Annotated in this window: 15 protein-coding genes; 5 read left to right on the top strand and 10 right to left on the bottom strand. The window is 67.6% G+C overall.

Features of this window, described 5'->3' with window-relative positions; translation table 11 throughout:
* Nucleotides 1–13: 13 nt before the first annotated feature.
* Nucleotides 14–1,453, bottom strand: coding sequence for a malate dehydrogenase (quinone) (gene mqo, locus G6N67_RS27595; RefSeq protein ID WP_235750372.1), 1,440 nt, complete (start codon nucleotides 1,451–1,453; stop codon nucleotides 14–16).
* Nucleotides 1,454–1,708: 255 nt separating this feature from the next.
* Here mqo and G6N67_RS27590 point away from each other — a divergent pair, with 255 nt between their 5' ends.
* Nucleotides 1,709–2,728: an alpha/beta hydrolase gene (locus G6N67_RS27590; RefSeq protein WP_036436881.1), complete on the top strand. Its 1,020-nt coding sequence runs from the start codon at nucleotides 1,709–1,711 to the stop codon at nucleotides 2,726–2,728.
* Nucleotides 2,729–2,737: 9 nt separating this feature from the next.
* A complete protein-coding gene (gene mtr, locus G6N67_RS27585) occupies nucleotides 2,738–4,126 on the top strand; it encodes a mycothione reductase (protein WP_036436880.1) in 1,389 nt (462 codons plus the stop codon).
* A gap of 5 nt (nucleotides 4,127–4,131) precedes the next feature.
* On the opposite strand, the gene nicT is transcribed toward mtr, so the two are convergent.
* Genes nicT through G6N67_RS27550 form a run of 7 tightly spaced genes read right to left on the bottom strand, consistent with a single transcriptional unit; the run spans nucleotide 4,132 to nucleotide 10,635 of the window.
* A complete protein-coding gene (nicT, locus tag G6N67_RS27580; protein WP_036436879.1) occupies nucleotides 4,132–5,226 on the bottom strand; it encodes a Nickel transporter NicT in 1,095 nt (364 codons plus the stop codon).
* Between the two features lie 57 nt (nucleotides 5,227–5,283).
* The gene (locus G6N67_RS27575; RefSeq protein WP_051578987.1) at nucleotides 5,284–5,613 is read right to left on the bottom strand and encodes an ArsR/SmtB family transcription factor; all 330 of its coding nucleotides are present in this window, start codon (nucleotides 5,611–5,613) and stop codon (nucleotides 5,284–5,286) included.
* A gap of 9 nt (nucleotides 5,614–5,622) precedes the next feature.
* The gene (locus G6N67_RS27570; protein ID WP_036436877.1) at nucleotides 5,623–6,363 is read right to left on the bottom strand and encodes a FadR/GntR family transcriptional regulator; all 741 of its coding nucleotides are present in this window, start codon (nucleotides 6,361–6,363) and stop codon (nucleotides 5,623–5,625) included.
* 12 nt (nucleotides 6,364–6,375) lie between these two features.
* A complete protein-coding gene (locus tag G6N67_RS27565) occupies nucleotides 6,376–7,149 on the bottom strand; it encodes a 3-oxoacyl-ACP reductase (protein ID WP_036436876.1) in 774 nt (257 codons plus the stop codon).
* Nucleotides 7,150–8,526 carry an aldehyde dehydrogenase family protein gene (locus G6N67_RS27560; protein ID WP_036436875.1) on the bottom strand — a complete coding sequence of 459 codons (1,377 nt, stop codon included), beginning with the start codon at nucleotides 8,524–8,526 and terminating at the stop codon, nucleotides 7,150–7,152.
* A complete protein-coding gene (locus G6N67_RS27555) occupies nucleotides 8,523–9,230 on the bottom strand; it encodes a gamma-glutamyl-gamma-aminobutyrate hydrolase family protein (protein ID WP_036436874.1) in 708 nt (235 codons plus the stop codon). Before G6N67_RS27555 ends, G6N67_RS27560 begins: the two co-directional genes overlap by 4 nt.
* A gap of 37 nt (nucleotides 9,231–9,267) precedes the next feature.
* Nucleotides 9,268–10,635: a glutamine synthetase family protein gene (locus tag G6N67_RS27550; RefSeq protein WP_036436871.1), complete on the bottom strand. Its 1,368-nt coding sequence runs from the start codon at nucleotides 10,633–10,635 to the stop codon at nucleotides 9,268–9,270.
* A gap of 194 nt (nucleotides 10,636–10,829) precedes the next feature.
* Here G6N67_RS27550 and G6N67_RS27545 point away from each other — a divergent pair, with 194 nt between their 5' ends.
* Nucleotides 10,830–12,380 carry an amino acid permease gene (locus tag G6N67_RS27545; RefSeq protein ID WP_036436869.1) on the top strand — a complete coding sequence of 517 codons (1,551 nt, stop codon included), beginning with the start codon at nucleotides 10,830–10,832 and terminating at the stop codon, nucleotides 12,378–12,380.
* Here G6N67_RS27545 and G6N67_RS27540 read toward each other — a convergent pair whose 3' ends face one another.
* Entirely contained in the window at nucleotides 12,381–15,707 is a 3,327-nt protein-coding gene (locus G6N67_RS27540) for a DEAD/DEAH box helicase (protein ID WP_036436867.1), read from the bottom strand.
* 107 nt (nucleotides 15,708–15,814) lie between these two features.
* Here G6N67_RS27540 and G6N67_RS27535 point away from each other — a divergent pair, with 107 nt between their 5' ends.
* A complete protein-coding gene (locus G6N67_RS27535; RefSeq protein ID WP_036436865.1) occupies nucleotides 15,815–17,620 on the top strand; it encodes an N-acetylglutaminylglutamine amidotransferase in 1,806 nt (601 codons plus the stop codon).
* Nucleotides 17,617–19,395 (top strand): N-acetylglutaminylglutamine synthetase, encoded by a 1,779-nt coding sequence (gene ngg, locus G6N67_RS27530; RefSeq protein ID WP_036438384.1) that lies wholly within the window; start codon nucleotides 17,617–17,619, stop codon nucleotides 19,393–19,395. The genes G6N67_RS27535 and ngg overlap by 4 nt, the downstream gene beginning before the upstream one ends.
* Nucleotides 19,396–19,471: 76 nt before the next feature.
* Here ngg and G6N67_RS27525 read toward each other — a convergent pair whose 3' ends face one another.
* Nucleotides 19,472–20,035, bottom strand: coding sequence for an alpha/beta fold hydrolase (locus G6N67_RS27525; RefSeq protein ID WP_036436863.1), 564 nt, complete (start codon nucleotides 20,033–20,035; stop codon nucleotides 19,472–19,474).
* Between the last annotated feature and the right edge of the window lie 34 nt (nucleotides 20,036–20,069).

The raw sequence follows: 20,069 nt of genomic DNA, 5'->3' as shown, positions 1-20,069 counted from the left end.
GCCCAGACCACCCTCACGCAGTGACCGGGGTGTCGAGGTCAAGGGCCCGGGTGCCCCACGACCACACTTCCTCGAACAGCTTGGGCTCGTTCGACAGCTTGGTGCCGAGCGACGGCACCATCTCCTTGAGCTTGGGCAGCCACCCCTGGTACCGGTCGGCGAAGCACCGCTCCAGCACGTCGAGCATCGCGGGCACGGCGGTCGAGGCGCCCGGCGAGGCGCCGAGCAACCCGGCGATGCTGCCGTCGGCCGCGGAGAGCACCGTGGTGCCGAACTCCAGCACGCCGCCGGCACCCTTGCGCCGGATCACCTGTACGCGCTGACCGGCGATGTCCAGCTCCCAATCGGAATCGACTGCGCTGGGCGCGAATTCACGCAGAGTGTCGACGCGGGCGGCCTCGCTGAGCAGCAGCTGGCCGATGAGGTAGTTGACCAGGCCGAACTCGGTGAGGCCGACGCCGACCATCGACATCAGGTTGTCGGGCTTGACCGAGAGCGGCAGGTCGGTGAACTTGCCCTGCTTGAGGAACTTGGGGGTCCAGCCGGCGAACGGGCCGAACAGCAGCCAGGACTTCCCGTTGATGATGCGGGTGTCCAGGTGCGGCACCGACATCGGCGGCGCGCCGAGCGGCGGCAGCCCGTACACCTTGGCCTGATGAGCCGCGGTCAGCGCCTGGTTGTCGGTGCGCAGGAACGCACCCCCGACCGGGAAACCACCGAAGCCCTTGGCCTCGGGGATGCCCGATTTCTGCAGCAGCGGCAGCGCGCCCCCGCCGGCGCCGACGAACACGAACTTCGCGTTGATCTTGCGCTTGCCGCCCGTGCGCCGGTTGGTCACCTTGAGCGTCCAACTGCCGTCGGACTCCTTGCGCAGATTGCGCACCTCGTGCCCGAACAGCGTGTCCATGCCGCGTTGGGCGGTGTACCCGATCAGCTGGCGCGACAGTGAGCCGAAGTCGACGTCGGTGCCGGCCTGCGTCCAGTTGAGCGCGACCGGATCGGAGAAGTCACGGCCCTTGGCCATGAACGGCAACCGGCGGGTGAACTCGTCCTTGTCGTCGATGAACTCCATTGACGCGAACAGGGGATTGCCGACCAGCGCCTCGTAGCGGCGCTTGAGGTAGGCGACATTTTCCGCGCCGTGCACGAAGCTGACGTGCGGAATGGGGTTGAGGAAGCTGCGGACGTCGGGCAGCACGCCGTTCTCGGCCGCGTACGCCCAGAACTGCCGCGAGACCTGGAACTGTTCGTTGACGTTGACGGCCTTGGCGATGTCGATCGTGCCATCGCTGTTCTCGGGGGTGTAGTTCAGCTCACACAGCGCCGAGTGCCCCGTACCTGCGTTGTTCCACGGGTCGCTGCTCTCGGCCGCGGCGCCGTCCAGTCGCTCGATGAGTGTGATGGACCAGTTCGGCTCGAGCAGCCGAATGAGCGCGCCCAGGGTGGCGCTCATGATTCCGGCGCCCACCAGAACGACGTCAGTCTTCGTGGTCCCAGCTACCTTTGCCTCAGACACCTGATCGCTCGTCCTTCATATCGCGCTTGCCCGTCACCGCGGACGGCTGTTCCTTGATGCTCAGGTTATCGTGAGCCCGATTCCCAGTTGCCAGGCCTATCGCGTGCTGTTCGTCACCAGTGCCGGGCCGACCCGGCCGGATTCGGATCCGCATTGCGGCCGTGCAGAACTCCACGCCAGTAGGGTGAAACCGTGACGTCACGGGAGCCCGACTGGGAGCCGGATGTACTGCCCGGCTTCTGGCAGCACACCATCACGCTCGGCCCGGATCCGCACGGCGAGGGCGATCTCGTCGCGACCCTCGTCCGCCGGTCGGATGCCGCCCGATACGAGCACGCGGTCCTCGCGTTGCACGGCTATACCGACTACTTCTTCCACACCGAACTCGCCGAGAAGTTCGCCGAGCGCGGGTTCGCGTTCTACGCGATCGACCTGCACAAGTGCGGACGCTCCCGACGCGACGGTCAGACGCCGCATTTCACCACCGACCTGTCGCACTACGACACCGAACTGCTGCGGGCCCTCGAGATCGTCGCGGCCGACACGGGCAACGCCAAGGTCTGCCTGTACGGCCACTCGGCCGGCGGATTGATCGTCACGTTGTTCACCGACCGGCTGCGCCAACGCGACGCGCTCACGGCCCACAACGTGCGTGGGCTCATCCTCAACAGCCCGTTCTTCGACCTGCACGGGCCGGCGATCCTGCGCACCGCCCCGACGTCGGCGGCCCTGATCGCGTTGGCCCGGCTGCGCAAGCTCACCGTGGTCCGCAAACCCACCGAAGGCGGCTACGGCACAAGCCTGCACCGCGACTACGGCGGCGAGTTCGACTACAACCTCGACTGGAAGCCGCTGGGCGGGTTCCCGGTGACGTTCGGCTGGATCAACGCGATCCGGCGGGGGCAGGCGCGTCTGCACCGCGGCCTCGACGTCGGGGTGCCGAACCTGATCCTGCGGTCCGATCACAGCGTCGCGGAAACACCAGACCCCGCGGTGATCCAGCGCGGCGACGCGGTGCTCGACGTCACGCAGATCGCGAGGTGGTCGGGCTGCGTCGGGAACCGGAGCACGATCTGTCCCATCGTCGACGCCAAACACGACGTGTTCTTGTCTCTGGCCGATCCGCGGGCAGCTGCCTACCGCGAGCTCGAACAGTGGCTGGACCACTACCTGCAACTGCAATCCCCCTCGAACACACCATCTTCCGGATAGGGACGGCGCGTGGAGCACTACGACCTGACAATCATCGGCACCGGCTCGGGCAACAGCATCCTCGACGACCGCTACGCAGGCAAGAAGGTGGCCATCTGCGAGCAGGGCACGTTCGGCGGCACGTGCCTCAACGTCGGCTGCATCCCCACCAAGATGTTCGTCTACGCCGCCGAGGTCGCCCACACCATCCGCGACAGCGCCCGCTACGGCATCGACTCCCACATCGACAAGGTGCGCTGGCCTGACATCGTCGAGCGGGTGTTCGGCCGGATCGATCCGATCGCGGCAGGTGGCGAGGACTACCGGCGGTCCAACCCGGACATCACGGTGTACGCGAGCCACACCCGGTTCGGCCCCAAGACCGCCGACGGCCGCTACACGCTGCGCACCGAGGCCGGCGAGGAGTTCAGCAGCGATCAGGTGGTGATCGCCGCCGGATCGCGCACGTTCATCCCGCCGGCCATCGTGGGCTGCGGGGTCACCTACTACACCAGTGACGACATCATGCGCATTCCCGAGCTGCCCGAGCATCTCGTGATCGTCGGCGGCGGGTTCGTGTCGGCCGAGTTCGCGCACGTGTTCTCGGCGTTGGGTGTGCGGGTCACCATCGTGGTGCGCGGCTCGGGTCTGCTCACCCACTGCGACGAGACCATCTGCCACCGGTTCAGCGCGCTGGCCGCCGAGAAGTGGGATCTGCGGACGCACGAGAACGTCGTCGGCTCGCATCAGGAGGGCGACCGCATCGTGCTCGAGCTCGACGACGGCGAAACCCTGCCCGCCGACATGCTGCTCGTGGCCACCGGCCGGATTCCCAACGGTGATCTGCTCGACGCCGAACTCGCCGGCGTCGAGGTCGACGAGGACGGTCGCGTGATCGTCGACGACTTCCAACGCACCACGGCGCCGGGCATTTTCGCGCTGGGCGACGTGTCGTCGGACTATCAGCTCAAGCATGTCGCCAACCACGAATCCCGCGTGGTCAGGGAGAACCTGCTGCGGGACTGGGACGACACCGAGAACCTGGTGCGCAGCGATCACCGGTTCGTGCCGTCGGCGGTGTTCACCGAACCGCAGATCGCCACCGTGGGGCTGACCGAGGCCGAGGCCCGCGAGGCCGGCTACGACATCGTGACCAAGGTCCAGGACTACGGCGACACCGCCTACGGCTGGGCGATGGAGGACACGACCGGGATCGCCAAGCTCATCGGCGACCGGGCGACGGGCCGGATCCTGGGTGCTCACATCATGGGCTATCAGGCGTCGACGATCGTCCAGCCGCTGATCCAGGCCATGAGCTTCGGGCAGACCGCCGAGGAGATCGCCCGCGGGCAGTACTGGATTCACCCGGCATTGCCCGAGGTGATCGAGAACGCGTTGCTGGGGTTGACCGCGGGCTGATGCCGTCAGGCCTGGGCGCTCCAGCGTTCCTCGATCCGGCCGAAGCGCCAGATCCCCAGGGCCACTAGCCAGCTCACGACGAACAGGCCGACGATCGCGAATCCGACGAATTCGAGATCGGCCGAACCGATGACCGCGAGCGGGCCCGACGTGATGCCGAGCCGCTCGACGAGCAGGCCTGCCAGCACCACGACCCCGATCACCAGTGCGACGACGACCGAGAGCACCGTGACGGTCAGGTTGTAGTAGACCTTGCGGATGGGCTGGAGGAAGGCCCAGCCGTAGGCACGTGCCATGAAGATGCCGTCGAGGCTGTCGAACAGGCTCATGCCCGCGGCGAAGAGCACCGGCAACACCAGGATCGCGTACCACGGCAGTGTGAACGCCGCCGTGCCGGCCGCCAGCACCAACAGCGCGACCTGGGTCGCGGTGTCGAACCCCAGGCCCATGAGGAAGCCGACGGGGTACAGGTGCCACGGCTTGCTGACCCGGCGCATCACGCGGCCCAGCAGCCTGGCCAGGAAGCCGCGCTGCTGCAGCTGGCGTTCCAACTCGGCTTCGTCGAATTCGCCCGTGCGCATGGCCCGGAACACCTTGGCGATGCCCACCGCGGCAACCAGATTCGTCAGACCGATCAGGATGAGGAACGTCCCGGCCACCAGCGAGCCGATCAGACCCAGGGTCTGCAGCGTCACCGAGTTCTCGTCCTGCACGGGCCCCACCAGGGCCCGGACTCCCAACGCCAGCAACAGTGCGAGCCCGAAGACCACACTCGAATGCCCCAGCGAGAACCAGAACCCGGCGGACAGGGACCGGGTGCCTTCGCCGACCAGCTTGCGGGTCGTGTTGTCGATGACGGCGATGTGGTCGGCGTCGAACGCGTGCCGCACGCCGAGCAGGTACGCGGTGACGCCGAGGCCGACACCGAATACGCCGGCCGAACCGAGCGTGATGTGCTGTGGCGCCACCCCGAACACCAGCACGCCCCAGCCGACCACGTGCAACGCGGCCACGATGCCACCGACGGTGGCGATCGACATCCAGTCGGCGCGATCGAAGCGGGCAGGTGCGGTGCTCTCGGTCGGCGCGCCGATGCTCATCGGCCGAGCCTAAGCCTCATCTTTTCACCTGTCTAGATAAACAGATGAGCGCGGGCTTCAGCCGTGCCTGGCTCCGATCCAATGCAGCAGATCGTGCACGACCTCGTCTTCCAGGCGGTAGCTCACCATCCGGCCCACGCGGGTCGACGTCACCCAACCCTGATCGCGCAATACCCGGAGGGCTTGCGAGACAGCATTTTCCGACCTGCCCAACGCGGCGGCGAGGTCGCTGACGCAGATGCCGGGCGCGCGGTGCAGGCCGAGCAGGATCTCCAAACGGTGGGCATCCGAGAGCAGGTCGAACCGCCGGGCCCAGCCGGCCGCGTCCACGTCGGCCAGAGCCGACGACGCCTGCTCGACCTGCGCCTGATTGCCCGGTTGGACCACGTCCCCAATTTAATCCAGGAAGCCGTGCAGCAGGGCCGCCGAGCCTCCGACGTGGGTCAGCATCGCGGCCGCGGCGCCGTCGGCGTCACCGGCGAGGATGGCGATGACGATCGTCTCGTGTTGTTCGTCGGAGTGCGCGATGTTGCGCGGCAGCAATGGGATCTGATCGAGCAACGCGTTGAGCCGCATCCGGTTCTCCGCGACGAGCGGCACCAGTGACGGGCAGCCCGCCGCCTCGGCGATCGCCAGGTGCAGCCGGGAGTCGAGCCGGCGATAGTCGTCGGGGTCGGCACCGCGCACATCGGCCAGCCGCGAGTAGAGCCCGTCGCGCTCGGCCGCGCTGAGCGTGCGCCCCGCAGCCATCCGGGCCGCCCCGACTTCGAGGATCTCCCGCAGCCGCAACGCATCGTCGATCTCTTCACGCGTGAACCGCTGGCTGGTCGGCGCCAGTGTCGGTAACTCGTCGGCGAGGAACGTGCCGCCGTAGCGCCCCCGTTTGGACACCAGGTAGCCGGCGTCGGCCAGCGACTTGATGGCTTCGCGGACCGTGTCGCGGCTGACCCCGAGCCGGGTCGCGAGCTCACGCTCGGGGGGCAGCGACTCACCGGGCGCGAGCACGCCGAGGCGGATGGTCTCCAAGAGCCGGCCCACGGTGTCCTCGAATGCGTTGCCCAGCCGAACCGGACGCAACAAGGCATCGGCCGCCGCCTCGGCGGCGGTGCTCGACTGCGGATCCGGTTCGGCCGTCATGAGGACAGCGTGTCAGAGTGGCGTGACGTAGGCGGAGCTGATCCCTCCGTCGACCAGGAACGTCGAACCGGTGATGAACGACGCGTCGTCACTGGCCAGGAACGCGACCGCGGCCGCGAGCTCCTCGGGCTCGGCGAACCGGCCGAGCGGAACGTGCACCAGGCGGCGCGCGGCCCGTTCGGGATCCTTGGCGAACAGTTCCTGCAGGAGCGGCGTGTTCACCGGTCCGGGGCACAGCGCATTGACCCGGATGCCCTGCCGGGCGTATTGGACGCCCAGCTCACGCGACATCGCCAGCACGCCGCCCTTGGAGGCGGTGTAGGAGATCTGCGACGTCGCCGAACCCATCACCGCGACGAACGACGCGGTGTTGATGATCGAGCCCTTGCCCGCGGGCACCATGTGGCGCAGCGCAGCCCGGCACGACAGATACACACTCTTGAGGTTGATGTCCTGCACCTTCTGCCAGGCCGGCAGTTCGGTGTTCTCGATCAGGTCGTCATCCGGCGGCGAGATGCCCGCGTTGTTGAACGCGATGTCGACCGAACCGAACGTCGACGCGGCGGTGTCGAAGAGGTTGTCGACGGCATCCTGATCGGAGACGTCGACGGGCACGAACAGACCGCCGAGTTCGTCGGCCGCGGCCTTACCCGTTGTGGGGTCGATGTCGCCGACCACGATCGTGGCGCCCTCTGCGTGCAGTCGCCTGCCGGTGGCAAGGCCGATGCCGCTGGCACCGCCGGTGATGACGGCGACCCTGCCCGCCAGTCTTTGCGTCAGGTCCATTTACAGCTCCTCTGCTGGATCTTCTACTGCGAAGAAGACGTTCTTTGTTTCGGTGAAAGACAGCGGCGCGTCGGGTCCGAGCTCACGGCCCAGCCCGGACTGCTTGAAGCCGCCGAACGGGGTGTTGTAGCGCACCGACGAGTGCGAGTTGACGCTCAGGTTGCCCGCCTCCACGGCCCGGGACACCCGCACCGCGCGCGACAGGTTGTCGGTCCAGATGGAACCCGACAGTCCGTACGGGGTGTCGTTGGCCAGTTCGATCGCGTCGGCCTCGTCGTCGAACGGCAGCACCGTGACGACCGGCCCGAAGATCTCGTCGGTCACCGTACGGTCGGTGCGCTGCGGCGTGAGCACCGTTGGCGGGAACCAGAAACCGGGCCCGTCCGGTGCCGAGCCGCGGAATGCCACGGGGGCGTCGTCGGGCACGTACGACGACACCGACTCCCAGTGCGGCCTCGACACCAGCGGCCCCATCTCCGTCCCGCGGATCGCGGGATCACCGACCGCGACCCCCTGCACGGCGGGTTCCAGCAGTTCCATGAAGCGGTCGTACACGTTGCGCTGCACCAGAATTCGGCTGCGCGCACAGCAATCCTGGCCCGCGTTGTCGAACACCCCGTACGGCGCGGTCGCCGCGGCCCGCTCCAGATCGCAGTCGTCGAAGATGATGTTCGCGCTCTTGCCGCCCAGTTCCAGGGTTACCCGTTTGACCTGGGCCGCGGCGCCGGCCATGACGCGCGTGCCCACCTCGGTCGAGCCCGTGAACACGACCTTGCGCACATCGGGGTGACTGACGAAACGCTCCCCGACCACCGAGCCCTTGCCAGGCAGCACCTGGAAGAGGTCCGGATCCAGGCCCGATTCCACGGCGAGTTCACCGAGCCGGATCGAGGTCAACGGGGTCCATTCGGCGGGTTTGAGCACCACCGCGTTGCCCGCGGCGAGCGCCGGCGCGAATCCCCAGGCCGCGATGGTCATCGGGAAGTTCCACGGCGTGATGATCCCCACGACACCCAGCGGCTCGTTGAATGTCACGTCGAGCCCGCCCGCGACCGGAATCTGCTTGCCCGACAACCGCTCCGGCGCCGCTGAGTAGAAGTTCAGCACATCGCGGACATGGCTTGCCTCCCATTCGGACTGGCCGATCGGATGCCCCGAGTTGGCCACTTCGAGTGCGGCAAGTTCACCGACATGCGCGTCGACGGCCGCCGCGAACGCACGCAACGCGGCTGCGCGTTCCGCAGGCGCGCGGCGCGCCCATGCGCGCTGCGCCGACTTCGCCCGCGCCACCGCGTCGTCGACGGCATGCTCGCCCAGCAACTCGACGGTGGTCAGCACCTCCTCGGTCGCCGGGTTGATGACCTGGCTGGCTGTCATGAGACCCTTTCTGTCGCATAGCTTCTGGCTGCCGCCACCAAACCGGTGAACAGCCGGATGTCGTCGAGGCGTTCCTCGGGATGCCACTGCACGCCGAGCACGAAGTCGTCCCCCGGAAGTTCGACCGCCTCGATGACGCCGTCGGTGTCGCGCGCACTGACCACCAAACCGTCACCGATGCGGTCGATGGCCTGGTGGTGGTAGCACTGCGCGTCGGACGTCTCACCGATCAGGCCAGCCAACTTGGTGCCTGGCACGGTGCGCACGGCCGATGTTCCGAAGACCGCGTTGCCCTTCTGATGATGGGTGTGGCCGATCACGTCGGGAAGGTGTTGGTGCAGAGTTCCGCCCAGCGCGGTGTTGAGCACCTGCGCACCCCGGCACACTCCCAGCACGGGGATGCCGCGCCGCAGGGCACCGGCAAGCAGCGCGAACTCCCAGTCGTCGCGTTCACGATCGGGCTTGTTGGTGCTCGGGTGCGGCTCCTGGCCGTAGCGGGCCGGGTCCACGTCGGGTCCGCCGGTGATCACCAGGCCGTCGACCCGGTCGAGCACCCGGTCGGCGATGGCGTCGTCGACCGGTTGGGGCGGCAGCAGCAGCGCGATGCCGCCGGCGAGGTTCACGCCCGTGAAATAGATCTGCGGCAGAAAGCTGGCCCGCACATCCCACACGCCTGTCTGCGCCTGCTGCAGGTAGGTCGTCATCCCGATGACGGGGTGCACCTTCTCATCGCGAGCAGAACTAGAGCCGCTCAAAGCCACGCACCCTTTCCCAATCCGTCACGGCGGCGTTGAACGCCGCCAATTCCACGCGGGCGTTGTTGAGGTAGTGCTCGACGACCTCGTCGCCGAACGCCTCCCGCGCCACCTCCGATTTCTCGAACAGCGCCGCGGCCTCGGCCAGCGTCGTCGGCAGCCGTTCGGCGTTGCTGGCATATGCGTTGCCCGACAACGCATCCGGAAGTTCAAGCTCCCGCTCGATACCGTACAGGCCGCCTGCGATCAACGCCGAAACGGCCAGGTACTGGTTGACGTCACCGCCCGGCGCGCGGTTCTCCATGCGCATGCCGTGCCCGTGGCCGACGACCCGCAGCGCACACGTGCGGTTGTCGAGGCCCCACGCGACGGCCGTTGGCGCGAAGCTGCCGTCGACGAACCGCTTGTAGGAGTTGATGTTCGGTGCGTAGAACAGCGTGAGTTCGCGCATCGTGGCGAGCTGACCGGCGATGAAGCTGCGGAACATCGGCGACATCCCGAGGTCGTCCTTGTCGTCGGCGAACACCGCACCGCCGTCGGCCCCACGCAACGAGATGTGGATGTGACAGCTGTTGCCTTCGCGTTCATCGAATTTCGCCATGAACGTCAGGCTCTTGCCGTGCTGGTCGGCGATCTCCTTGGCGCCGTTGCGGTAGATCGTGTGGTTGTCACACGTGACGCGGGCATGGTCGTACCGGAACGCGATCTCCTGCTGCCCGAGGTTGCATTCGCCCTTGACGCCCTCGCAGTACATGCCGGCGCCCTCCATGCCGCGGCGGATGTCGCGCAGCAGCGGCTCCATGCGCGTCGACGCGTGCATCGCGTAGTCCACGTTGTAGTCGGTGGCCGGGGTGAGGTTCTTGTACCCGGCCGCCCACGCCTGACGATAGGTGTCGTCGAACACCATGAACTCCAGCTCGGTTCCGACGTAGGGCACCAGGCCCCGATCGGTCAATCGTGCGATCTGCCGGTTGAGGATGCTGCGCGGGGCCTGTTCGACCGGGCCGCCGCCGACCCAGGACAGGTCCGCCATCACCAGGGCCGAGCCCGGCAGCCAGGGGATCAGCCGCAGCGTGCTGAAGTCCGGCGTCATCACCATGTCGCCGTAGCCGGTGTCCCAGCTCGACATCGCATAGCCGTTGACGGTGTTCATGTCGACGTCGACGGCGAGCAGGTAGTTGCAACACTCCGCGCCGTGGGCGGCGACCTCCTCGACGAACAACCGCGCAGAGACCCGCTTACCCGTGAGCCGGCCCTGCATGTCGCAGAACGCGACGATCACGGTGTCGATGTCGCCGTCGGCGACCATTCGCTGTAACTCCTCAAGGGCCAGCATGCCGGGGTTGGGGCTCATTGCGCGCCTCTCCGTCGAGGGGGACCAACTGGCCGACGATGGCTCGGAGCCGACCATTGCGATGACCACGATGCGAGGACCGCACCGCGAATCTCCACGATTATCACGCTCAAAGGTAGGACAATCAACCAATAACCACTTATTGTGCCTATGTAGTTGAATCTCCGTTCCTTCCGCTCCAAGAGGAGACCGCCATGCCCGAAGGCCATGAGCAACTCAGTGAAGACGAGAAACATCTCGCCAAGCTCGGCTACACCCAGGAGCTGCAGCGCTCCTGGTCCGGATTCTCCAACTTCGCCATCTCGTTCTCGATCATCTCGATCCTGGCCGGCTGCTTCACGTCGTTCGGATTGGGCTGGAACAACGGTGGCCCGGCCGCGATCGCGTGGGGATGGCCGATCGTCTCGGTGTTCATCCTCATCATCGGCCTGTGTCTGTCCGAGCTGGTCTCGGCGTACCCCACGTCGGGCGGAATCTATTGGTGGGCTTCCAAACTCGGCGGCCCGAAAGCCGGTTTCTACACCGGGTGGCTCAACCTGATCGGCCTGATCGCCATCCTGGCGTCGGTGTCCTACGGCTGCGCGACGTTCCTGGATCTCACCCTCGGCACGTTCAGCGAAACCTGGCTCGCCGGCTACAGCCTCACGCGCACGTTCGGGCTCTTCGTGGTGATCCTGGTGATCTCGGCCGTCATCAACATCTTCTCGAGCCATCTGCTGGCGGTCATCAACAACGTGTCGGTATGGTGGCACGTCGCAGGCGCGGCCGCGGTGATCCTGATCCTGATCTTCGTGCCCGAGCAGCACGCCAGCTTCTCGGACGTGTTCGCCCAGACGATCAACAACAGCGGCATCTTCGGCGGCGAAAAGGGTTGGGGATTCCTGCTTTTCGTGCTGCCGATCTCGGCGATCCTGACGCAGTACACGATCACCGGGTACGACGCGTCGGCGCACTTGTCCGAGGAGACCAAGAGCGCCGCCGACGCGGCGGCCAAGGGCATCTGGCAGTCGATCTTCTACTCGGCGATCGGGGGCTGGATCCTGCTGCTGTCGTTCCTGTTCGCGGTGCAGGACGCCGACGGCGTGTCGAAAGGCGGCGGCGCGGTCGCCGTGATCTTCGCCCAGGCCATGAGCTCCAAGTGGGTCGCCATCGTGCTGCTGATCTCCACGGCCGGCCAGTTCTTCTGCACGACGGCCTGCCAGACCAGCGCATCACGCATGTTGTTCGCCTTCAGCCGCGACCGCGCGGTCCCGGGCCATCAACTCTGGTCGAAGGTCAACTCCACCAAGGTGCCCGCCAACGGCGTGATGATCACGGCGACCATCGCCGCGATCATCACGCTGCCCGCGCTCGTGCCGGTCGAGATCAACGGTGCGCCCGTGCCTGTCGCGTTCTTCGCGGTGGTGTCCATCGGCGTGGTGGGCCTGTACCTGTGCTTCGCGGTGCCGATCTACTACCGCTGGAAGGCCGGCGACTCCTTCGAGCAGGGCCGGTGGAATCTGGGCAGCAAGTACAAGTGGATGGCGCCCGTCGCGATCGTCGAGATCATCGTCACGTCGATCATCGCGATGTTCCCGACCTCGCTTGGCGGCATGCCGTGGGATCCGAGCTTCGAGTGGAAGTTCGTGAACTACACCCCGCTGCTCGTCGGCGGCGTACTGGTGCTGCTGTTCATCTACTGGCATGTGTCGGTGAAGCATTGGTTCACCGGACCCATCAAGCAGGTGGACGCCACGACCGTGTGATCAGCCGAGGAGTTCGCGGATGTCGGAGGCGGTGATGGTCGAACCGAACAGATCGCCGTCATCGACCACCGCGGCGAACAGGGCCCGCTTGCGGTCCTGCAAGGCCACCACCTTCTCCTCGATGGTGTTGTCGGCGACCAAGCGGTAGACGCTGACCGGCCGGGTCTGCCCGATGCGGTGGGCCCGGTCGACGGCCTGCGCCTCGGCGGCCGGGCTCCACCACGGATCGCACAGGAAGCAGTAATCGGCCGCGGTGAGGTTGAGGCCGAACCCGCCCGCCTTGAGGCTGATCAGGAAAACCTGCTTGGTGCCGTCGCCGAAGTCCTCGATGGCCCTGGCCCTGCCCTCGGAATCGACGGAGCCGTCGAGGTAGCTGTAGCCGATGCCTGCCGCGTCGAGATGCGCCCGCACCAGACCGAGGAATCCGGTGAACTGACTGAACACCAGCGCGCTGTGCCCCTCGGCGACGAGCTGTTCGAGTTGTTCGCCCAGGAAGTCGATCTTGGCCGAGCCGACCGCACGCGCCGAATCGTCGACGAGACCGGGGTGCAGGCTCAGCTGCCGCAGCAGCGTCAGCGACCGGAAGACCTCGAACCGGTTCTTCTCCCAGTCCCCCAGCAGGCCCAGCACCTTCTGCCGCTCCCGGGCCAGGCGGGTGTCGTAGATCTTTCGGTGTTTGGCGCTCAAGCCGATGGTGAGCACCTGCTCGCTCTTCGCCGGAAGCTCGGTGAGCACCTGGCTTTTCGTGCGGCGCAGCAACACCGGCTTGATGCGCCTGCGCAACACCGGAAGCCGGTCGTCGGCTTCTCCCGATTCGATCGGCTTGCGGAAGTAGGTGTCGAACACCTTGGGCGACGGGAACAAGCCGGGCACGGTGATCGACAGCAGCGACCACAACTCCATCAGGTTGTTCTCCATGGGAGTCCCGGTGATCGCCAACTTGAACGGCACGTCGAGCAACCGGGCACTCTGATGTGTCTTGCTGTGGTGGTTCTTGACGAACTGGGCTTCGTCGAGAACCATTCCGGCCCATTGGATTTGACTGTAGGCCGCGACGTCCATCCGGAGCAGGGTGTACGAGGTTACGACGATGTCGGCGCCCGCGACCTGTTCGGCCAGTCGCACGGGGCCACGCGCATCGGTGGAGGTCACCACTACCGCGGACAGATCCGGGGTGAACTTGCGGCATTCGGCCAGCCAGTTGCGCGCCACGCTGGTCGGCGCCACCACCAGGAACTTGCCCGCCCCCGCCGTCACCGCGCGGGCGATCAGCGCCAGGGTCTGCACGGTCTTGCCCAAACCCATGTCGTCGGCGAGGATCCCGCCGAGCTGGTTGTCCCACAGGAACGACAACCAGTCCAGGCCGTCGCGCTGGTAATCGCGCAGATCCGCGTCGAGGCCGGCCGGTGGGTCCACCGGGACCGGCGGCCGGGCGGCGGCAAGCCGGGCCAGGTGCGCGCGCCAGCGGGCCAGTTGCGCGTCCACTACCCCGAGCTCCAGCAGCTCGTCCCACAGCGTGGTGTTGAGCGACGCGGCGTTGACCCGCTCGCCGTCGATCTCCCCGAGTGCACGCGCCTCGTCGAGCAGGGCCCGCAACCGCACCAGCTCGGGAGTGTCCAACCGGAAGTACACGCCGGAGGGCAGCATCATATGTGTTGCCCCGGCGGACAATTCGCGGATGACCTCGGCAAGCGCCACCGTCTCGCCGTCTACGCTCACGGTGATGTTCAAGCTGAACCAGTCACCCGGTAGCGACGTGTCACCGGAGAACGACAGCAGCGGGTCCGCGGCGGCCGGACGGTGGCGCTCATCGGAATCGACGACCAGCTCGTCGAAACAGTCCAGCCGCGGCAGGGTTTGGCCGATCAGCACCGCCGATTCGACGAGGGTCAGATTCACCGCGCCCAGCAGCGTGGCCCGTGACGCTGCGGCGACCGCATCCCGGGCGGTCGCCGCGTTGACGATGGCCCGGAACTCGTGGATGGCCGCGGCGTCCAGGGTCGACGATATCCGGCGGTTGACATGCTGGGTCGCCTGGCGCTTCCAGTCCTGCGCGGCCCCGGCGACGGCCTGCAGCGCCGGGGTCACGCGCTGCCAGAGCGCGTCTTCGGCGGCGGCGTCGCGGTAACCGATCAGCCCCGCGTGCGACGCCGGGTCGAAATCGTGGTGCTGATCGTTGACCTGGTACCGGGTGCTCCAGAACGCCCGCGCACCGCCGTCGACCACCTTGACCGTGAGCACCGGTGCCGGGCCCGTGATGGTCGGCGGGACGAACAGGCCGTCCTCGACCTCCATGTCGACCCGGTTGGCCAGGCGGGGCAGGATGTCGACCGCGACTTCGCGCGCCATGTCAGCCGGGATGTGCACCTGCTCGTGGTGGCCCAGCAGCGCGGCCATGGTGGGCCCCGGCATCGGATCGAACGCACCGAGCCGCAGCACCGAGTCGACGACTTGGAACATTCCGTGGGGCGCCGGCATGCCGATGAGCCCGACCCCGTCGGAATCCTGCTGCTGCCCGTCGACGATCAGGGCCACCGACATGACAGCGCCACCGGTGTCCTCTGCATTGAAGTCCAACCTCAGGTGGACGTTCTTGATGAGTTCGACGGCCCGGATGCCGCTCGCGGCGTCGGCCAGCACTGTCACGCCCGCGTCGAGCACCTCGACCAGCCGCGGCCACAGGTCGGCCGGCATGCCGTTGAGCACGACCGCGTCGTGGCTGTACGGCGGATGGTGCTGGTCGAGTGCCAGCGCCAGCGCGCGCACGGCGCGGTACTGGTCGGGGTCGAACTCGGCAGCGGGCGCGTGGTCGATGAGCCGCCGCCAGGTGAGCGCGCGCGTGATCCACGTGCCGCGTTTCCCGAGGGTCAGTGGCCGCAGCGTGAGCAGCGTGCCGGGCCGGTACCGCGTCGGCGCCACCACCGAGAACTGCAGCCCGATCGGTTTGCCACCGTCCTCCGGTGCGGCCAGCTCGTCGAGCACCTTGTCGAGCAGGTACCGCCACCGCTCGAGGGGTGGGTGGGCCGCGTCGGAAGGCGCCGCCGCCAACAGCAAGGCGACCGCATGTTTGCAGAAAGACCCGACCGGGCATGAACACAGCGCCCATTCGGCGGCAACCCGATTCCCCTGCGACAAGCCGACCTCAAGGACGTACACCTGACCATGCGAACCCACACACCGTCCGCGCAGCACGCGCTCGTCATCGTCGAACTCGATGTCACGGACCCGACCCTCGGCGGCATAGCGCTCACCGCGCACGGTCGATTGCGCACCGAAGTCACGAATCAGCTCGTCGCGGGCTATGCCGAAGCCGAATCCAGGCCCCATGTGAGGAGGATAGGGCCACCCACCGACAGGCTCCGGAGGCGGCCACGATTGCATCCCGACCCACCGCGGGTGAGACACCGGAGCCAGATCCTTGTAGGGTCGAATTGATGTGTGGAGCCACCGGGGAGGTGCGTCTCGATGGCCGTACGCCGGATATTTCAGCGGTGTCGGCCATGGCAGAGGCGATGGCGCCCAGGGGTCCGGACGCGGCCGGAGTGTGGTCGCAAGGCCGGGTCGCCCTGGGCCACCGCAGACTGAGAATCATTGACCTGACCGAAGCCGGCGCGCAGCCGATGGTCGACTCCGAACTGGGGCTGACCGTTTGCTGGAACGGCTGTATCTACAACTACCAAGAGCTACGCCGGGAGTTGTCCGGGTACGGCTACCGCTTCTTCTCGCACAGCGACACCGAGGTGCTGCTCAAGGCGTACCACCACTGGGGTGACCGCTTCGTCGACCACCTCTTGGGGATGTTCGCGTTCGCGATCGCCGAGCGGGACACCGGGCGCGTGCTGCTGGGGCGTGACCGGCTCGGCATCAAACCGCTGTACCTCACCGAGGACGCGCACCGCATCCGGTTCGCGTCGTCGCTGCCTGCGCTGCTCGCGGGGGGCGGGGTCGACACCCGCATCGACCCCGTGGCGCTGCACCACTACCTGACGTTCCACTCCGTGGTGCCGCCACCGTTGACCATCCTGCGTGGTGTCAAGAAGGTGCCGCCGGCGTCGATCGTCGCGATCGAGCCCGACGGCAGCCGGCACACCACGGTGTACTGGTCACCGGACTTCAGCCGGCGCGCCGACCGCGCCGACTGGTCCGAACGCGACTGGGAAGACGCGGTCCTGACGCAGTTGCGGCTCGCGGTCGAGCGCAGGCTGGTCGCCGACGTCCCGGTCGGCTGCCTGTTGTCGGGCGGCGTGGATTCGAGTCTGATCGTCGGGCTGCTCGCCGAAGCCGGCCAGCACGGCCTTGCGACGTTCTCGATCGGCTTCGAGTCGGTCGGCGGGGTGGCCGGCGACGAGTTCAAGTACTCCGACATCATCGCCAAGCACTTCGACACCGACCATCACCAGATCCGGATCGGCACCGACCGCATGCTTCCGGCCCTCGACGGCGCGATCGCCGCGATGAGCGAGCCCATGGTCAGCCATGACTGCGTGGCGTTCTATCTGCTGAGCCAAGAGGTCGCCAAGCACGTCAAGGTGGTGCAGTCCGGGCAGGGCGCAGATGAGGTGTTCGCGGGCTACCACTGGTATCCCCCGATGGCCGAGCCCGGCGCCGCGACGCTCGACGGTGCGGTCGCCAGTTACCGCCGTGCGTTCTTCGACCGGGACAGCGCCGCGGTCGGCGGCATCATCAACGACGCGTTCTGGGCCGAGGGAGATCCGAGCGGCGCGTTCGTCACCGACCACTTCGCCGCGCCCGGCGCGGCCACGGGTGTGGACCGGGCGCTGCGGCTGGACACCACGGTCATGCTGGTCGACGATCCGGTCAAGCGCGTAGACAATATGACCATGGCGTGGGGTCTGGAGGGCCGCGTCCCGTTCCTCGACCACGAACTCGTGGAGCTCGCGGCGACCTGCCCACCCGAACTCAAGACCGCCCACGGCGGCAAGGGCGTGCTCAAAGAGGCGGCGCGGCGGGTGATTCCGGCGGCGGTCATCGACCGGCCCAAGGGCTATTTCCCGGTCCCGGCGCTCACCCACCTGGAAGGGCCCTACCTCGACATGGTTCGCGACGCGCTCTATGCACCGGAGGCCAAGGAACGCGGACTGTTCCGGCCCGAGGAAGTGGACCGGCTGCTCGCCGACCCGAACGGAAGGCTGACGCCGCTGCGCGGCAACGAGTTGTGGCAGATCGCGCTGCTGGAGCTGTGGCTGCAGCGGCACGGCGTGACGGGGTCGGCGGCGTGACCACGACCGACCCCGGCGCGCCCGCCGGCCAGGACCACACCGAGGCCATCACCCTCGGTCTCCACGACGCGTCACCGCAGCATCTGGTCGACGCGATGGCCGACGACGTGGTCCTCGAACTCGGTTGGGGGCGGCTGATTTTCGGCCAGACCTTCGCCGAGCCGGAGAAGCTGGCCGAGGTGCTGGCCCAGGAAGGCCCAGGCCGGCGCGACATCTGCATCTACGCCCGTGAATCGCACGTACTGATCGCGCGCTCCCCCGCCGAACTGTTCATCGACCCCAGCCACACCTACCGGCTGCGGTTCACCGACGAGTTCGAACCGTCCGAACCGATCGGCTTCTCGGTGCGGACACTGCAGACGCTCAACGACGCCGACGCGATGAACCGGGTCTACGTCCGGTGCGGCATGGTGCCCGCACCCGTCGACGTCATCTGGCACAACCACACACTCACGCCCGCGGTGGTGTATCTGGTCGCGGTCCGCGACGACGACGGCAGCGTCGTGGGCACCGTCACGGGCATCGACCACAAGCGGTTGTTCTCCGACCCCGAGGACGGGTCGAGCCTGTGGAGTCTCGCGGTCGATCCGTCGGCCGGGCTGCCGGGGGTGGGCGACGCGCTGACCCGCACCCTGGCCGGCATCTTCCGCGACCGGGGCCGCGCCTATATGGATCTGTCGGTCGCCCACGACAACTCCGCGGCGATCGCCCTTTACGAAAAGCTGGGCTTCCAACGGGTTCCCGTGCTGGCCGTCAAGCGCAAGAACGCCATCAACGAACCGCTGTTCACCCACGCCCCCGAGACCGTCGACGATCTCAACCCGTACGCCCGCATCATCGCCGACGAGGCGATGCGCCGCGGCATCTGGGTCGAGGTGCTCGACGCCGGCGCGGGCGAGATGCGCCTCTCGCACGGCGGGCGCATCGTGGTGACGCGAGAGTCGCTGTCGGAGTTCACGTCCGCGGTGGCGATGAGCCGCTGCGACGACAAGCGCCAGACCCGGCGCATCGTGTCCGAGGCGGGCATCACGGTGCCGCGAGGCCGGCTGGCGACCTTCGACGAAGAGGACCACGCGTTCCTGGCCGAGGTCGGCGACGTGGTGGTGAAGCCGACCCGCGGCGAGCAGGGCAAGGGCATCACGGTGGGCGTTGACGGTCCCGAGGAACTCGACCTCGCGCTGGCCCGGGCGCGCGAGCAGCACCCCGAGGTGCTGATCGAGCAACGGGCGACCGGTGACGACCTGCGGCTGGTGGTGATCGACGGCAAGGTGGTGGCGGCCGCGATCCGCAGGCCGGCCGAGATCAGCGGGACCGGCAAACACACCATCCGGGAGTTGATCGAAACCCAGAGCCGGCGCCGGGCCGCCGCGACGGGCGGCGAATCCCGGATCCCGATGGACGACATCACGATCGCCACGGTCACCGAGGCCGGCTGGTCGCTCGACGATGTGCTGCCGGAAGGCGAACATCTGCGGGTGCGCCGCACCGCGAACCTGCATCAGGGCGGCACCATCCACGACGTCACGGCCGACGTCAACGCCGAACTGTGCCGGGTCGCGGTGACCGCGGCCGAGGCCATCGGCATCCCCGTGACGGGCATCGACCTGCTGGTGCCCGACATCACCGGCAGCCAGTACGTGTTCATCGAGGCCAACGAGCGTCCCGGCCTGGCCAATCACGAACCGCAGCCCACGGCGGCCGCGTTCGTCGATTTCCTGTTCCCGCAGCAGCCGGGGTTGCCGCAAGCCTGGAAGCCTTCCGAGGCGGCTGACTGAGCGCTTGCGCGAAGGCAGGCCGCCGAGCATCAACCCAGCGGCGGCTGACTGAGCGCTTGCGCGAAGGCAGGCCGGGTTACCAGTTGCTGGTGCGCAGCACGATCTCGGCGGCGAGTTGAGCGGTCGAGTCCTGGGCGTTGCGCCGCCCCAGCATTTCGACGAGCCGGAAGTCGCCGTAGACGAAGCGCTGGCTGGCCTTGGCCACCGCGCGGGCCGCCGGGGTGCTGACCAGTGCCGTGGTGTTCATCTCGACCGGCGGGCAGTCTTCGGACCGGACCACTCCGGTGACGTCGGCGACGCGGGGATGGCCGCGGTCGACGACGACGAGACCGATGAAGCGGTCCAGGCGGGTGGCCGCGAGCTCCCAGGCCAGTTCACCGCCCTGTCGGTCACCGACCAGCAGCGCCCATTTGACGTTGATCGAGTCGAGGATGCCCACCACAGATTTGGCCGTCAGCCGTGGATCGGTCGCGATGACGACGGTTCGCAGCGACGCGGTGTGCAGGCGTTGGCAGACCGCCTCGTAGGCCGCCGGACCGTGGTGACCGGCGCTGAGCAGAACCACCACTGAGCCGTTCTCAGGTCCGGCCACGTCGACGGGCACAGCGAAACCGTCGATCGTCACCACGGTGGATTGCATTCGGTCAACCTACCGTCCGCGCTGGTTGTGCGGG

The sequence above is a fragment of the Mycolicibacterium mageritense genome, assembly GCF_010727475.1.
Taxonomy (GTDB): Bacteria; Actinomycetota; Actinomycetes; order Mycobacteriales; family Mycobacteriaceae; genus Mycobacterium; species Mycobacterium mageritense.
This window is presented reverse-complemented; position numbering and strand designations above follow the sequence as displayed.

Bases quoted from the DNA above. Each gene is read 5' to 3' on its own strand.
- mqo (WP_235750372.1), bottom strand. From the start codon at position 1,453: ATGAGCGCCACCCTGGGCGCGCTCATTCGGCTGCTCGAGCCGAACTGG.
- nicT (WP_036436879.1), bottom strand. From the start codon at position 5,226: ATGAGCATCGGCGCGCCGACCGAGAGCACCGCACCTGCCCGCTTCGAT.
- G6N67_RS27570 (WP_036436877.1), bottom strand. From the start codon at position 6,363: ATGACGGCCGAACCGGATCCGCAGTCGAGCACCGCCGCCGAGGCGGCG.
- G6N67_RS27565 (WP_036436876.1), bottom strand. From the start codon at position 7,149: ATGGACCTGACGCAAAGACTGGCGGGCAGGGTCGCCGTCATCACCGGC.
- G6N67_RS27560 (WP_036436875.1), bottom strand. From the start codon at position 8,526: ATGACAGCCAGCCAGGTCATCAACCCGGCGACCGAGGAGGTGCTGACC.
- G6N67_RS27555 (WP_036436874.1), bottom strand. From the start codon at position 9,230: ATGACGACCTACCTGCAGCAGGCGCAGACAGGCGTGTGGGATGTGCGG.
- G6N67_RS27550 (WP_036436871.1), bottom strand. From the start codon at position 10,635: ATGAGCCCCAACCCCGGCATGCTGGCCCTTGAGGAGTTACAGCGAATG.
- G6N67_RS27545 (WP_036436869.1), top strand. From the start codon at position 10,830: ATGCCCGAAGGCCATGAGCAACTCAGTGAAGACGAGAAACATCTCGCC.
- G6N67_RS27540 (WP_036436867.1), bottom strand. From the start codon at position 15,707: ATGGGGCCTGGATTCGGCTTCGGCATAGCCCGCGACGAGCTGATTCGT.
- G6N67_RS27535 (WP_036436865.1), top strand. From the start codon at position 15,815: ATGTGTGGAGCCACCGGGGAGGTGCGTCTCGATGGCCGTACGCCGGAT.
- G6N67_RS27525 (WP_036436863.1), bottom strand. From the start codon at position 20,035: ATGCAATCCACCGTGGTGACGATCGACGGTTTCGCTGTGCCCGTCGAC.